Origin of the sequence: Streptomyces sp. NPDC052020 (assembly GCF_040680575.1) — a bacterium.
Taxonomy (GTDB): domain Bacteria; phylum Actinomycetota; class Actinomycetes; order Streptomycetales; family Streptomycetaceae; genus Streptomyces.
Genome location: NZ_JBFAWY010000024.1, coordinates 21,516 through 36,716 on the forward strand (window position 1 = coordinate 21,516; position 15,201 = coordinate 36,716).

The window sequence follows — 15,201 nt, forward strand, 5'->3', positions numbered from 1 at the left end:
CGTTCGTCGTGCGGGGGTGGGGTGGTTCCCGGGGGCGGGCGGGGTGGTCAGGTGCCGGCTGCGGGGTCGACGATGCGGACGCCGAAGTGGGCGCTGAGGGCGGTGCAGGCGCGGCAGGGGTCGGCGAAGCTGCCGTGGAGGGGGTCGCCTTCCTCGCGGATGCGGCGGGCGGTGAGTTTGGCGTGTTTGAGGGCTTTGCGGGCTTCGCCGTTGGTCATGGGTCTGCGGCTGGCGCGTTTGCTGCGGGCGGCGTCGGCGGTGGTGAGGTGCCGGGAGATGAGGAGGGTTTCGGCGCAGCGGCCGGTGAAGCGGTCGCGCTGGCCGCTGGTGAGGGTGTCGAGGAAGTCCTGGACGAGGGGGTGGAGGGCGGGGGGTGTGTCGCCGCGGGCGGCGGTGCCGGTGAGGGTGGTGCCGCGGACGGAGAGGGCGGCGGCGATGGTGGGGAGTATGCCGTCGCGGCGGTGCCGGAGGGTGGGGGTGCGGGGGGCGTCGGTGGCGCTCCAGCCGACGCGCGGGTCGCCGGTCCGGGGGTCGCCGGGCCGGCTGGTGTGCGGGCCCGAGTGTGGGTCCGTCTGCGTCACGCTCATGATCGTCATCCCCTCCTGAGCATCCCCCCGGAGGTCACAGAGTGCCAAATGGCGTGGCTGGTGGGGAAGCTGGGGCCGGGTGACACGCGGGTGTTCGAGCGTGCCGTCACGCTGGGGTGACGTCCGGTCACGGGGGCGGAGGGGGTGGGCGGCCGGTGCCGGTGACCGGTGTCGTCGTACCGCATAGGCTGTTCGGCACCGTGGGCCGTGCCGTGAGGGGTGTGGCCGGCGGGGTGGCGGGACGTCCGGTGGGGCGGTCCGCCGGTCAGTCAGCTGGACGTGACAGTCGATACGGACCGTAGTGTGCCTCGGGTGGCCCTGCGGGTCGTACGGAATGCCGCAGGGGGCAACCGCCATGACGACAGGTCGGCTCGGGCTGGGGGCTGCTCCCGGCTCCCAGGCCGGGGGACAAGCCGTGCCGCCGAACGCGGCCTACGCCGGGCAGGTCGTGCGTTTCCCGGATCCGGTCAGGGCGGCCCGTCATCCCCGGGGGGTGCGGGTGGACGAGCGTGGTTATCCCGATTTCTCGCCGTATGCCCGGGCGGTGGTGGAGATCGCGGAGCCGCCGGCGGGTTTCGGTGTCGACGAGTTGCGGCTGACGGACTACGTGTCGGCGAACGCGGCGCTGTCGGCGGCGGGGCACGAGTTGTGGGACACGGTGCCGACGGTGGCGACGCCGCACGGCTGGACGTGGCATCACGTGGCGGGTACGCGGCGGCTGGAGCTGGTTCCGGTCGAGGTGAAGGCGCTGCTGCGGCACCACGGGGGGATCGCGACCGCCGGCGTCGACCAGGGCAAGCGGGGGACGCGTCCGTTGCAGGAGACGCGTCCGGCGCACTTCGGGCTGCCGAAGTCGGGTGTGGCGGTGACGGAGTCGCAGGTGCAGGGGGTCGAGGAGGATCTCGGGTACCGGCTGCCGGGCGCGTACCGGTCGTTCCTGAAGGCGGCGGGCGGGTGCGCGCCGGTGGGGACGGCGCTCGACGCGGAGCTGGGGCTGCTGCTGGACCAGCCGTTTTTCACGGTGCGGGACGAGGCGGCCGTCAACGATCTGGTCTACGTCAACAAGTGCCTGCGGGACCATCTGACCAAGGATTACCTGGGTGTGGCCTTCGTCCAGGGCGGGTTGCTGGCGGTGAAGGTGAAGGGTGACCGGATCGGTTCCGTGTGGTTCTGCGCGTACGACGACGCGCGGGACGTGGATCCGTCGTGGACGCCGGCGGAGCGGGCGGAGCGGCTGCTGCTGCCGTGCGGGGAGGACTTCGACGCCTTTCTGTCGCGGTTGGCGGGTTCGCCGCCGGAGCTGGAGACGGTGGCGAATCTGATGGTGGACGGGGGCTTCGCGCGCGTGGTGTCCCCTACGGGGCCCGCCGTGGCCGCGGCGGCCCCGGTCGGGGAGTGAGCTGGCGATGGTGACGTTCGCGCAGGCGCAGGAGCGCGCCGAGGAGTGGATCAACGGCGATGTGCCGTCGTACCGGCACCGTGAGGTGCGGGTGCGGGAGTTCGAGCTCGGGTTCGTGGTGTGGCCGGAGGACCGGGCGGACGGGCCGCCTTCGGACGGGGGCGCGCAGCGGCTGGTGATCGCACGGGACAGCGGTGAGGCGACGCTGTGGCCCGCGCTGCCGGTGGGTGAGGTGATCCGCCGGTACGAGGAGGAGTACGGCCGTCCGGACCCGGTGGACGAGCCGGCGCCGGGGCCCGCGGCGCGCGTCGACCTGAATCAGACGTCGTTCCTGCTGACTCCGCCGGAGTGGTTGCAGGAGGCGGCCGACCGGATGGGCGGGGCGGATCGGCGGGGTGCCGGTGCGGGGGGCGGTGCCCCGTCGTCCCCGCCCGCGCCGCGGCCGGGGCCCACGGGGGCGGACGGCGGTGTCTCGGGAGCGCCGGGTGTCCCGGCCGGGGCGACGCCCTGGACCGGGACGGACACCAGCGCGGACGCCGGGGACGACCGTTCCGTACCGCTTCCCGAGACCGTGTCCGCACCCCCTTCGGGGGAAGCCGGTGACGACCCGGAGCCGGAGGTGCCCCCGCGGGGTGCGCCTCGGCCGCCGGCCGGGCGGGGGACGCGGGGGACGCCTTCCCGCGGCTCCGGTCCGGGGACGCCTCCGTACGGATCGGGGCAGGGTGCCGGGGCCGGGGCTCCGGCGTCGCCTCCGCCGGGCGCGGCCGTCGCGGGCACGCCGGAGTCGCCGGGCGCCTGGCCGGGGATCCCGGACGGTACGTCTGCGGAGGCGGAGGGGGCCCACCACGTCGCGCCGGTGCCGGGCGACCCCGGCCGCACGGGCGGCGTCCCGCGGCCCGCCGGGCCTCTTGGGCCTCCGGGGCCGCAGATGGCTCCTGGCGGGCAGGGGGCTGTGCCGCCGCCGGCTCCACCTGTTCCGCCGGTTCCTTCCGGGGCGCCTGTGCCGCCGCCGGGGGTCCCGCAGTCGTCCGGTGGTCCTGGCATGCCTGGGGGTCCCGGTATGCCCGGTGGTCCCGGTGGTCCGGGGGCGCCTGTGCCGCCGCCGGGGGACCGGCAGTCGTCCGGTGGTCCCGGCATGCCTGGGGGTCCCGGCGCTCCGGGCGTGCCCGGTGCCCCAGGCGTTCCCGGCGCTCCGGGCGTTCTCGGCGCTCCGGGCACGCCCGGAGCCGCCCCGGCCGCCGGGCCCGGTACACCTCCGTTCGGCGGGCCGGGCACGCCTCCTGCTCCCCCCTCGGCTCCGGGCACGCCGCTTCCGCCAGCGGTACCGGGCGCGCCGCCGTCGCCGCCGGTGCCGGGCGCGCCGCTGCCGGGCCCGGGCGCGCCTCCGCCGGCTCCCGGGATGCCCCTTCCGCAGCCGGGGCCGGGGATGCCCCCGGCGCCGGGGGCGCCGCTGCCGCCCTCGGCTCCGGGTACGCCCCCCGCGCCGCAGGTCCCGGGTGCGCCCGCCGGACACGGTGTTCCCGCGCCCATGCCGCCCGGCGCGGTGCCGCCGCCCGGCGGGCCCGTGCCCGGCCGGCCCCCGGCGTACGGCTATCCGCAGCAGCCCACCGGCCTGCCGACCGTCGGCCCCGGTTATCAGGCCGTGCTGCGCTACCGGGCGCAGGACGGTTCCGAGCAGCAGCTGATCCGGCGTTCGGCGCCGGGCATGCCGCACCCGGAGTGGCAGATCTTCCACGAGCTGCGCGCGATGAACGTGCCGCCGGACCAGGTGCTGGAGCTGCACACGGAGCTGGAGCCGTGCGAGCTGCCGGGGGCGTACTGCGCCCGGATGATCCGGGAGCAGTGGCCGCAGGCGCGGCTCGCGTCCATCGCGCCCTACGGCACGGATCACGCGAGCCGGCAGCAGGGTATGCGGCAACTGCTGGCCCACCAGGGGGAGTTGCACCAGGTGGCCGACGGTCCGGCGCGCCCGGCTCCGGTGCGGGCGCCGCTGCCGCCGGTGCGGGCGGTGCCGCCGGTGCCGCCGGAGGCGGTCGCGCAGGAGCTGGCGGGGGCGTTCGGGCCGGGGCTGTTCCGGTTCGAGCAGGCCGCGGTGGACCGGCAGGGCGTGCCGCCGGTCGTGGCGCACACCCTGGTGGTGGCGGGACTGCCGGTGGACATGGGCCCGTTCTTCTGGGCGCAGGCCCAGCCAGGCCGTCCGGTGCCGACGCTGGCCGAGCTGGCGGCCGAGCGGGGTGTGCGGCCGGCCTCGGACGCGGGCTCGTACCTCGTCGTGGGCAGCGACTTCGGCAAGGCGATCTGTGTGCAGTACGGCACGGCGCACATCGTCGCGGTGCCGGTGGAGGCGGGTGCGGGCGGTGCGCCGGTGCCGCCGCAGTTCGTGAACACGGGGCTGCCGGAGTTCGCGCGCTGCCTGGCGTTGCTGGGCCGGATGTGGCGGCTGAGGTACGGGCTGAACCAGGAGCAGGCGGGCCGCTGGACCGTCGACTTCCAGGCCCAGCTCGCCGCCCTGGACCCGGCGGCGCTGGGGTCGCCGGAGAGCTGGTGGTCGGTGCTGCTGGAGCAGATGTGGGACGGGCTGCTGTGACCCGGGTCCGCTGACGGCGACCGGCGGGAAGCGAGGGGCCCGGCCCGGTCGTGCGACACCGACCGGGCCCGGCCCCGCGGTGTCGCACGCGGGCCGGGCCCCTCGGTGTCGCGGGCGAGGCGGTGCCGCCCTGGGGGCGCTGAGTCGACGCATCGTGCCATATGTACGGAGTGTCGGATTATGTCACTTACGTCTGATCCTTCAAGATGTGCGCATGAGCAGCGCATCCGGATCGCCCCACGGCTTTGTGGCCGTACGGGGGCGCGGCTACCGCCCCGAGCAGGTCGACGCCTGCGCCACCGCCCTCTTCGCGGAGCGGGACACCGCCTGGGAGCGGGCGGCCCGGCTGACCGTGCTCGCCCGGGAGATGGACGCGGAGGTGAGCCGGCTGCGGGAGGAGGTGGCACGGCTTACGCCGCAGACGTACGAGACGCTGGGGGAGCGTGCGCGGCGCCTCTTCCGGCTCGCGCGCGAGGAGGCCGCGGCGCTCGGAGAGGGCGCGCGGCGTGCGGCGGAGCGCACGATGGAGGAGGCGCGGGCGCACGCGGCCGGTGTGCGCAAGTCCGCGCAGGTGTACGCCGACACCGTACGCGCCGAGGCCGACGAACACGGCCGGCAGCGGCTGCTCGCGGCACGCACCGAGGCCGCCGGGATCCGCGTCGCGGCCCGGCGCGCGGTGCGGGAGAGCCGCCGCGAGGCGCTGTCGGTCCTGCGGGAGGCGCGGCGGCGCGCCTCGGAGACGCTCGCCGGCCAGGCGCAGGAGCACGCTCAGCGGTGGGCGGACGAGGAGCGGGCCGAGGCGGAGCGGGCGGCGGCCCTGAAGAAGCGTCACGCGGAGCTCCTGAAGCGGGCCGAGGACGCGCTCGCCGAGGCGGAGCGGGACCTGTCCGGCGCGCGGACGGAGGCCCGGCGCCGGCAGGAGGAGGCGCGGGCCCGGGCGGCGGAGGTGATCGCCGGGGCGCGGGTGCACGAGGAGCGCATCGCGAGCGAGACGGAGCGGGTGCTCCGCGAGCACGGGGAGCACTGGGACGCCGTACAGGCCCAGATGGACCAGGCGCGCAGTCGGCTGAACGCGCTCTCGGCGCAGGTGGCGGAGTGACCCGCGGCGGCCCGCCCGCGCGGGCGGACCGCGCCGCGTCGGCGGCGCCGCGTCGGCGGCGTCGCGTCGGCGTCCGCTTCGGCTTCGGCTTCGGCGGGCGTGACCCCTGGCGGTGAGTCCTGACAGTCAGTCCTTGAGCACCGGGAAGACGCGTGGCGCCAGCACCAGCAGCACCAGGAACGCCAGGGCGGCCGCGCCCGCCGCTCCCAGGTAGACGGCGTGGACGGCGTCGGCGATGGCGCGCCGGGTCGCTTCGGGGGCGATGCCCGCGTCCAGGGCCCGGGTGACGGAGTCGAGGTCGCCGGAGCCGCCGAGCCGGGCGGCCAGCACGCCGTTGGCGATCGCGCCGAAGGCGGCCGCGCCGACGGTCTGGCCGGTCTGCCGGCAGAAGAGGACGGAGGCGGTCGCCGTGCCCCGCTCGGACCACACCACCGTCGACTGCACGCCGACGATGAGCGGGAGCTGGAACAGGCCGAGCGCGGCGCCGAGCACCAGCATCAGCAGGGCCGGCTGCCAGGGTTCGCCGGGGTAGGGGAGGAAGGGGAAGGCGAAGAGGATCAGCGTGGCCGCGCCGATGCCGAGCATCGCGGTGTTGCGGAAGCCGATCCTGCGGTACACGTGCTGGCTCAGCGCCGCCGACACCGGCCAGCTCAGCGTCCATACCGACAGCACGAAACCGGCCGCGACGGGCGCGAGGCCCAGCACCGACTGGGCGTAGGTCGGCAGGAAGACCGTCGGCGCCACCATCAGCAGGCCGAGCGCGCCGAGCGCGAGGTTGACCGCGGCGATGGTGCGGCGCCGCCACACCCAGCCGGGGATGATCGGCTCCGCCGCCCGGCGTTCGATCACCACCACGGCGACGAGCAGGAGCAGTCCCGTACCGAACAGCGCCAGGGAGGGCGGCGACAGCCACGGCCAGGCCACTCCGCCCTGCACCAGCGCGGTGAGCAGGGCGCCGCCGCAGGCGAAGACCGCCAGCGCGCCCGCCCAGTCGACGCGGGGACGGACGCCGGACGGCTCCCGCTGCGGCTCGCGCAGGTGGCGCACGATCAGCCACAGCGCGACGGCCCCGATGGGCAGGTTGACCAGGAAGATCCAGCGCCAGTCGGCGTACGCGGCCAGGACGCCGCCCAGTCCGGGGCCCGCCACCGCGGACACCGCCCACACGGTCGACAGCCTGGCCTGGATCTTAGGGCGTTCCTCCAGGGGGTACAGGTCGGCGGCGAGGGTCTGCACCGTGCCCTGAAGGGCACCGCCGCCCAGGCCCTGGACGACGCGGAAGGCGATGAGGGCGGCCATGTTCCAGGCCAGCGCGCACAGCAGGGAGCCGAGGAGGAAGAGGGCGGCGCCCGCGACCAGGACCGGTTTGCGGCCGAAGGTGTCGGAGAGCTTGCCGTAGACGGGCAGGGTGACGGTGACGGCCAGCAGATAGCCGGAGAACAGCCAGGAGAAGACGGAGAACCCGCCGAGGTCGCCGACGATCTGCGGGACGGCGGTGGAGACGATGGTGGAGTCCAGGGCCGCCAGCGCCATCGACAGCATCAGCGCGGCGACCACCGCGCCGCGCCGGTGTGCCGTGGTGGGCCGTTCGGTGTCGCGTATCGCCGGTCTGGTGCTGTCCACCCGGGTTCTCCCCTTGTTCCCTTGGTCCCTGTGCCGTTCTGCTTTCCCTGTGCAGCTAACTGCCGGGTCAGCTTCCCACCTGACCCGCCGCGGCGGGAGGGTGGACCCCGGGTGCGCCCGAAGAGGGAGACCGCCCCCTAGGCGTGCTCCGCCGGAGGGGGGACTGCCCCTAGGGGTACCTCCGTACTACGGCTCGGGGAGGGTTCGTACCGCCGTAGGACGAGACGGGGTGTGCGCCGTCCTTAATCTGGCCTTACGCCGCCGGGGGGTGGTGGACCGCAGCAGTGGGGGTGGGGTTTTCCTCAGGGAAAGAGTGCGCTGAACACCAGCGCGCCGGGCCGCGTTCGGGCGGCAGACTCATCGACGAACCACTTCGCGGGGCCACTTCGCGGGACGGCCGCTGCACCGGGCCGGCTCTCGGGGCCCGGCGTGAGACCGGTTCGGGCAGCAGTGGCGACCGCTTTGACAGGACCGGCCGGCGGGACCACGTCGGCAACCGCTTCACGGAACCGGCCATCCGCCAGCCGGGAGAACCGGCCGGCGGCCGGCCGGCGGGACCGTACCCGATTCGTTCGCGGGCGCGCGTCACACGACGCGCCATTCATATCCGATATAGGAGACTTGCCATGACAACGGCCGTAACCATTCCCAGGCACGGGAGCACTGGAGGGCGTACGGCCGTTGCCGCGCGGGCGCGGCAGGTCGTGAAGGCGTACGGGTCCGGGGAGACCCGGGTCGTCGCCCTCGACCACGTGGACGTGGACATCGCCCGCGGCCAGTTCACCGCGATCATGGGCCCCTCGGGGTCCGGCAAGTCCACGCTGATGCACTGCCTGGCCGGCCTCGACACCGTCACCAGCGGGCGGATACACCTGGACGAGACCGAGATCACCGGCCTGAAGGACAAGAAGCTCACCCGGCTGCGCCGGGACCGGATCGGGTTCATCTTCCAGGCGTTCAACCTGCTGCCGACCCTGAACGCGATCGAGAACATCACGCTGCCCATGGACATAGCGGGCCGCAAGCCGGACCGGGAGTGGCTCGCGCGGGTCGTGGACACCGTGGGGCTCGCCGGGCGGCTCAAGCACCGGCCGACCCAGCTGTCCGGCGGTCAGCAGCAGCGCGTCGCCGTGGCGCGGGCGCTCGCCGCCCGGCCCGAGATCATCTTCGGGGACGAGCCCACCGGCAACCTCGACTCCCGCGCCGGCGCCGAGGTGCTGGGCTTCCTGCGCCGGTCGGTCGACGAACTGGGCCAGACCATCGTGATGGTCACCCACGACCCGGTGGCCGCCTCCTACGCGGACCGGGTGCTGTATCTCGCCGACGGCCGCATCGTCGACGAGATGCACCAGCCCACCGCCGAGCAGGTCCTGGACCGCATGAAGGACTTCGACGCCCGGGGGCGGACGTCATGACCGTGCTGAAGACCTCGCTGCGCAACTTCTTCGCGCACAAGGGCCGTATGGCGCTGTCGGTGGTGGCGGTGCTGCTGTCGGTGGCGTTCGTCAGCGGCACGCTGGTGTTCACCGACACCATGAACACGACGTTCGACAAGCTCTTCGCCGTCACCGCCTCCGACGTCACCGTCGCCCCGAAGGACGCCAAGAGCGCGGAGACACCGCAGAGCGGTGTCCCGCAGTCCCTTCCCGCCTCCCTGCTGGAGAAGGCCCGGTCCGCCGAGGGCGTCGAGTCCGCGGAGGGCGGCGTCACGTCGACGAACGTGACCGTCGTCGACAGCGGCAACGACAACGTGGGCGCGAGCAGCGGCGCTCCGACGATCGCCGGCAACTGGACGAAGAACGAACTGAAGTCGATGGAGATCACCTCCGGGCACGCCCCGCGCGGCCCGACCGAGGTGATGGTCGACGCCGACACCGCCGACAAGCACGGCCTGAAGCTCGGTGACGAACTGCGCGCCATCGCGCAGACCGGCGACATCAAGGCGCGGATCGTCGGTATCGCCGCCTTCAAGGTGACCAACCCCGGCGCGGCCATCGTCTACTTCGACACGGCCACCGCCCAGCGCGAACTGCTCGGCGGCACCGGGCGGTTCACCCACCTCCTCGTCACCGCCGCGGCCGGTGTCTCGGACGCGGAGCTCAAGGGGAACGTCACGCGGGCCCTGGACGGCACCTACAAGATCCAGACGGCCGCGGAGACCGCTGACGAGAACCGCAAGGACGTCGGCGAGTTCCTGGACGTCATCAAGTACGCCATGCTCGGCTTCGCCGGGATCGCGTTCCTCGTCGGCATCTTCCTGATCATCAACACCTTCTCGATGCTGGTCGCCCAGCGCACCCGCGAGATCGGCCTGATGCGGGCGATCGGCTCCTCCCGCCGCCAGGTCAACCGCTCGGTGCTGGTCGAGGCGCTGTTCCTCGGCATCGTGGGCTCGGTCCTCGGCGTCGCGGCCGGGGTCGGTATCGCCATCGGCCTGATGCGGGTGATGACGGCCGCGGGCATGAACCTGTCCACCGACGACCTCACCGTGAAGGCGACCACCCCGGTGGCCGGCGTGCTCCTGGGCGTCGTGGTCACCGTCCTGGCCGCCTATCTGCCGGCCCGCCGCGCCGGGAAGGTCTCCCCGATGGCCGCCCTGCGCGACGCCGGTACCCCGGCCGACGGCAAGGCCGGCCGGATCCGCGCCGCCGCCGGCCTGATCCTCACCGGGGCGGGCGCCCTGGCCCTGTACACGGCGGGCACGGCCGAGAAGGCCGGGGACGGCGCGCTGCTGCTGGGCGCGGGCGTGGTGCTGTCCCTGATCGGCTTCGTCGTCGTCGGCCCGCTGCTGGCGGGCGGGGTCGTGCGGGTGATCAGCGCGGTGCTGCTGCGGGCCTTCGGGCCGGTGGGCCGCATGGCCGAGCGCAACGCCCTGCGCAACCCCCGCCGCACCGGCGCCACCGGCGCGGCCCTGATGATCGGCCTGGCGCTGGTGGCCTGCCTGTCGGTGGTCGGCTCCTCCATGGTCGCCTCGGCCACCGGCGAGCTGGACAAGTCGGTCGGCGCCGACTTCATCGTCCAGGGCGGCCAGCGGATCGTCCCGCAGGCCGAGCGGGCGATGAAGGACACCCCGGGCCTGGAGCACGTCACCCGGTACAAGACCCTCGACGCCACGCTGACCGCCCCCGACGGGGCGAAGGACGACAGCGGCATCACGGCCGCCGACCCGACCTACGCCCAGGACCTGCGGCGCCCGACGACCGCCGGCTCCCTGGCGGACGCCTACGGCACGGACGCGATGTCGGTCGGCTCGGACTACGCCGAGAAGCACGGCGTGCGCGTCGGCGACACCGTCACCGTCGCGTTCAAGGGCGGTGCGACGGCGAAGCTGAAGGTCGCCGCCATCACCGACGACGACACCGCCATCGACCAGGGCGCCCGTTACATCAGCATCGCGACGATGCGGAAGTACCTCCCGGCCGACAAGGTCCCGTCGAACACGATCATGTTCGCCACGGCCCGGGAGGGCCAGGAGGAGCAGGCGTACGCGGCGCTGAAGAAGGCGCTCGACCCGTACCCGCAGTACCAGGTCCGGGACCAGACCGACTACAAGCAGGAGCTGAAGGACCAGATCGGCCAGTTGCTGAACCTGGTCTACGGCCTGCTCGCCCTGGCGATCATCGTGGCGGTCCTGGGCGTGGTGAACACCCTGGCCCTGTCGGTGGTGGAGCGGACCCGTGAGATCGGCCTGATGCGGGCGATCGGACTCTCCCGCCGCCAGCTGCGCCGCATGATCCGCCTGGAGTCCGTGGTGATCGCCCTCTTCGGTGCCCTGCTGGGTCTGGGGCTGGGCCTGGGCTGGGGCACCACCGCGCAGAAGCTGCTCGCCCTGGAGGGCCTGAACGTCCTCGACATCCCCTGGCCGACCATCATCGGCGTGTTCGTCGGATCGGCGTTCGTGGGCCTGTTCGCGGCACTGATCCCGGCCTTCCGGGCGGGCCGGATGAACGTGCTGAACGCGATCGCGACGGAGTGACCGGCGCGGGCGGGGACAGACCGGTGCCGAGAAGCCACGGGGGGCTTCTCGGCACCGGGCCGTTCCGGGGCGGCGGCAGGGCCGGCGCCGAAGCGGCTCGGCTCCCGGCGGCCCCGGCGGCCAACGGGACCGGGGCGCGGACCGGTGGCCGGGGCCGGTCGGGACGGCGCGTCGGAACGTCCCGGCGCCACCCCGGCCCCCGGGTGGACCGGGGTGGCGTTGTCCACAGGCCCGGCGCACGCCGGTGCGGAGTCGTACGCTGGACACCCCCGGCCCGCGGCGCGTGTCGGGCCCGTCGTGTTGTCCACCCCCCGGACGGAAAGCGCCCCTCCATGAGCCTGCACGGTCTGCTCGACGCCGTCGTCAAGGACGCCGCCCTCGCGGAAGCGATCACGGCGGCCGCCGACGGCAGCCGCCCGCACGTCGATCTGGTCGGCCCCCCGGCGGCCCGCCCCTTCGCGGTCGCCGCCCTCGCCCGCGAGACGGGCCGCCCGGTGCTCGCCGTGACGGCGACCGGCCGGGAGGCGGAGGACCTCGCCGCCGCCCTGCGCTCGCTGCTGCCGCCCGAGGGCGTGGCGGAGTACCCCTCCTGGGAGACCCTCCCGCACGAGCGGCTCAGCCCCCGCAGCGACACCGTCGGCCGCCGCCTGGCCGTCTTGCGCCGGCTCGCCCACCCCCGCCCCGACGACCCCGAGACCGGCCCGGTCTCCGTCGTCGTCGCCCCCGTGCGGTCCGTGCTCCAGCCGCAGGTCAAGGGCCTGGGTGACCTGGAGCCGGTGGCGCTGCGCACCGGGCAGAGCGCCGACCTGAACGAGGTCGTCGAAGCCCTGGCCGCCGCCGCGTACGCGCGCGTGGAGCTGGTGGAGAAGCGCGGCGAGTTCGCCGTACGAGGCGGCATCCTCGACGTGTTCCCGCCCACCGAGGAGCACCCCCTGCGCATCGAGTTCTGGGGCGACGACGTCGAGGAGATCCGCTACTTCAAGGTCGCCGACCAGCGCTCCCTGGAGGTCGCCGAGCACGGGCTGTGGGCGCCGCCCTGCCGCGAGCTGCTGCTCACCGACGAGGTGCGGGAGCGGGCCCGGGCCCTGGCGGAAGACCACCCGGAGCTGGGAGAACTGCTCGGCAAGATCGCCGAGGGGATCGCGGTGGAGGGCATGGAGTCCCTCGCGCCGGTCCTGGTCGACGACATGGAACTGCTGCTCGACGTGCTGCCCAAGGGCGCCATGGCCGTCGTCTGCGACCCCGAGCGGGTCCGGACCCGGGCCGCCGACCTGGTGGCGACCAGCCAGGAGTTCCTCCAGGCGTCCTGGGCGGCCACCGCCGGAGGCGGCGAGGCGCCCATCGACGTCGGCGCGGCCTCCCTGTGGTCCATCGCCGACGTACGGGAGCGGGCCCGCGAGCTGGACATGATGTGGTGGTCGGTGTCGCCGTTCGCCGCCGACGAGGAACTCGGCACCGACACCCTGAAGCTGGGGATGCACGCCCCCGACACCTACCGGGGCGACACCGCCAAGGCGCTCGCCGACACCAAGGGCTGGCTCGCCGACGGCTGGCGCACGGTCTTCGTCACCGAGGGCCACGGCCCCGCCGCCCGCACGGTCGAGGTGCTCGGCGGCGAGGGCATCGCGGCCCGCCTGGACGCGGACCTCGGCGAGGTGAGCCCCTCCCTCGTGCACGTGGCCTGCGGCTGCATCGACCACGGCTTCGTCGACCCCGTGCTCAAGCTGGCCGTCCTGACCGAGACCGACCTGACCGGCCAGAAGACCGCCGGCCGCGACGGCACCCGGATGCCCGCCCGGCGCCGCAAGACCATCGACCCGCTCACCCTGGAGCCGGGCGACTACATCGTCCACGAGCAGCACGGCGTGGGCCGCTACATCGAGATGGTGCAGCGGACCGTGCAGGGCGCCACCCGCGAGTACCTGGTCGTGGAGTACGCCCCCGCCAAGCGCGGCCAGCCCGGCGACCGCCTCTACATCCCCACCGACCAGCTGGAGCAGATCACCAAGTACGTCGGCGGCGAGGCGCCCACCCTCCACCGCCTGGGCGGCGCCGACTGGACCAAGACCAAGGCGCGGGCCAAGAAGGCCGTCAAGGAGATCGCCGCCGACCTGATCAAGCTGTACAGCGCCCGCATGGCCGCCCCCGGCCACTCCTTCGCGCCGGACACCCCCTGGCAGCGGGAGCTGGAGGACGCCTTCCCCTACGCGGAGACGCCCGACCAGCTCACCACCATCGCCGAGGTCAAGGAGGACATGGAGAAGACGGTCCCGATGGACCGCCTGATCTGCGGTGACGTCGGCTACGGCAAGACCGAGATCGCGGTGCGGGCCGCCTTCAAGGCCGTGCAGGACGGCAAGCAGGTGGCCGTCCTGGTGCCCACCACCCTCCTGGTGCAGCAGCACTACGGGACGTTCTCCGAGCGCTACGCCCAGTTCCCGGTGAACGTCAGGGCGCTGTCCCGCTTCCAGACCGACACCGAGGCCAAGGCCGTCCTGGAAGGGCTGCGCGACGGCTCGGTGGACGTCGTCATCGGCACCCACCGCCTGTTCTCCTCGGAGACCAAGTTCAAGGACCTCGGCCTGGTCATCGTCGACGAGGAGCAGCGCTTCGGCGTGGAGCACAAGGAGCAGCTGAAGAAGCTCCGTGCCAACGTCGACGTGCTCACCATGTCCGCCACTCCCATTCCCCGCACGCTGGAGATGGCGGTCACCGGCATCCGCGAGATGTCGACGATCACCACCCCGCCGGAGGAGCGGCACCCGGTGCTCACCTTCGTCGGGCCGTACGAGGAGAAGCAGATCGGCGCGGCGATCCGCCGTGAGCTGCTGCGCGAGGGCCAGGTCTTCTACATCCACAACCGGGTGGAGTCCATCGACCGCGCCGCCGCCCGCCTGCGGGACATCGTCCCCGAGGCCCGCATCGCCACCGCCCACGGCCAGATGTCGGAGCAGGCCCTGGAACAGGTCGTCGTCGACTTCTGGGAGAAGAAGTTCGACGTGCTGGTCTCGACGACCATCGTGGAGTCCGGCATCGACATCTCCAACGCCAACACCCTGATCGTGGAGCGCGGCGACACCTTCGGCCTCTCCCAGCTGCACCAGCTGCGCGGCCGGGTCGGCCGTGGCCGCGAGCGCGGTTACGCCTACTTCCTCTACCCGCCGGAGAAGCCGCTGACCGAGACCGCGCACGAGCGGCTCGCCACCATCGCCCAGCACACCGAGATGGGCGCGGGCATGTACGTGGCGATGAAGGACCTGGAGATCCGCGGCGCGGGCAACCTGCTCGGCGGCGAGCAGTCCGGCCACATCGCGGGGGTCGGCTTCGACCTGTACGTGCGGATGGTCGGCGAGGCGGTCGCGGACTACCGGCGGCAGCTGGAGACGGGTGAGGCCGAGGAGGAGCAGCCGCTGGAGGTCAAGATCGAGCTGCCCGTCGACGCGCACGTCCCGCACGACTACGCCCCCGGCGAGCGGCTGCGGCTCCAGGCGTACCGGGCCATCGCCTCCGCCAACACCGAGGAGGACATCAAGGCCGTACGGGAGGAACTGGCCGACCGCTACGGCAAGCTGCCGGAGCCGGTGGAGAACCTGCTGCTGGTGGCGGGCCTGCGCATGCTGGCGCGCGCCTGCGGCGTGGGCGAGGTCGTGCTCCAGGGCACCAACATCCGGTTCGCGCCGGTGGAGTTGCGCGAGTCGCAGGAGCTGCGGCTCAAGCGGCTGTACCCGGGCAGCGTCCTCAAGCCGACGGCGCATCAGGTCCTCGTACCGCGTCCGAAGACCGCGAAGGTCGGCGGCAAGCCGCTGGTCGGGCGGGAACTGCTCGCGTGGGTGGGCGAGTTCCTGACGTCGGTGCTGGACGTGTAGGCGCGGTCCTGGTTCCACGTGAAACACCGAATCCGCCCGCGCGATCGTCGCGCGGGCGGATTCG

Annotated in this window: 8 protein-coding genes; 6 read left to right on the forward strand and 2 right to left on the reverse strand. The window is 73.8% G+C overall.

Annotation, left to right across the window (positions count from 1 at the left end):
• Positions 1–47 precede the first annotated feature (47 nt).
• On the reverse strand, positions 48–587 hold the full coding sequence (locus AB0L74_RS23390) for a YwqJ-related putative deaminase (RefSeq protein ID WP_365655553.1): 540 nt from the start codon (positions 585–587) through the stop codon (positions 48–50).
• A 355-nt stretch (positions 588–942) separates the two neighbouring features.
• Between AB0L74_RS23390 and AB0L74_RS23395 the strand changes: the two genes are divergently transcribed.
• The 3 genes from AB0L74_RS23395 (at position 943) to AB0L74_RS23405 (ending at position 5,672) form a co-directional block, all read left to right on the forward strand.
• Positions 943–1,986 (forward strand): SMI1/KNR4 family protein, encoded by a 1,044-nt coding sequence (locus tag AB0L74_RS23395; RefSeq protein ID WP_365655556.1) that lies wholly within the window; start codon positions 943–945, stop codon positions 1,984–1,986.
• 7 nt (positions 1,987–1,993) lie between these two features.
• Positions 1,994–4,573, forward strand: coding sequence for an SUKH-4 family immunity protein (locus AB0L74_RS23400; protein ID WP_365655559.1), 2,580 nt, complete (start codon positions 1,994–1,996; stop codon positions 4,571–4,573).
• Between the two features lie 214 nt (positions 4,574–4,787).
• Positions 4,788–5,672, forward strand: coding sequence for a cellulose-binding protein (locus AB0L74_RS23405; protein ID WP_365655562.1), 885 nt, complete (start codon positions 4,788–4,790; stop codon positions 5,670–5,672).
• 126 nt (positions 5,673–5,798) lie between these two features.
• On the opposite strand, the gene AB0L74_RS23410 is transcribed toward AB0L74_RS23405, so the two are convergent.
• Positions 5,799–7,295 (reverse strand): MFS transporter, encoded by a 1,497-nt coding sequence (locus AB0L74_RS23410; RefSeq protein ID WP_365655564.1) that lies wholly within the window; start codon positions 7,293–7,295, stop codon positions 5,799–5,801.
• A gap of 626 nt (positions 7,296–7,921) precedes the next feature.
• On the opposite strand from AB0L74_RS23410, the gene AB0L74_RS23415 reads away from it, so the two are divergent.
• The 3 genes from AB0L74_RS23415 (at position 7,922) to mfd (ending at position 15,137) form a co-directional block, all read left to right on the forward strand.
• Positions 7,922–8,710 carry an ABC transporter ATP-binding protein gene (locus AB0L74_RS23415; protein ID WP_365655567.1) on the forward strand — a complete coding sequence of 263 codons (789 nt, stop codon included), beginning with the start codon at positions 7,922–7,924 and terminating at the stop codon, positions 8,708–8,710.
• The gene (locus tag AB0L74_RS23420; protein WP_365655570.1) at positions 8,707–11,271 is read left to right on the forward strand and encodes an FtsX-like permease family protein; all 2,565 of its coding nucleotides are present in this window, start codon (positions 8,707–8,709) and stop codon (positions 11,269–11,271) included. The genes AB0L74_RS23415 and AB0L74_RS23420 overlap by 4 nt, the downstream gene beginning before the upstream one ends.
• 332 nt (positions 11,272–11,603) lie before the next feature.
• A complete protein-coding gene (gene mfd / locus AB0L74_RS23425) occupies positions 11,604–15,137 on the forward strand; it encodes a transcription-repair coupling factor (protein ID WP_365655573.1) in 3,534 nt (1,177 codons plus the stop codon).
• Positions 15,138–15,201 lie beyond the last annotated feature (64 nt).

Excerpts from the sequence above, each read along its gene's own strand:
- AB0L74_RS23390 (WP_365655553.1), bottom strand. The coding sequence starts at position 587 with ATGAGCGTGACGCAGACGGACCCACACTCGGGCCCGCACACCAGCCGG.
- AB0L74_RS23395 (WP_365655556.1), top strand. The coding sequence starts at position 943 with ATGACGACAGGTCGGCTCGGGCTGGGGGCTGCTCCCGGCTCCCAGGCC.
- AB0L74_RS23400 (WP_365655559.1), top strand. The coding sequence starts at position 1,994 with ATGGTGACGTTCGCGCAGGCGCAGGAGCGCGCCGAGGAGTGGATCAAC.
- AB0L74_RS23405 (WP_365655562.1), top strand. The coding sequence starts at position 4,788 with ATGAGCAGCGCATCCGGATCGCCCCACGGCTTTGTGGCCGTACGGGGG.
- AB0L74_RS23415 (WP_365655567.1), top strand. The coding sequence starts at position 7,922 with ATGACAACGGCCGTAACCATTCCCAGGCACGGGAGCACTGGAGGGCGT.
- AB0L74_RS23420 (WP_365655570.1), top strand. The coding sequence starts at position 8,707 with ATGACCGTGCTGAAGACCTCGCTGCGCAACTTCTTCGCGCACAAGGGC.
- mfd (WP_365655573.1), top strand. The coding sequence starts at position 11,604 with ATGAGCCTGCACGGTCTGCTCGACGCCGTCGTCAAGGACGCCGCCCTC.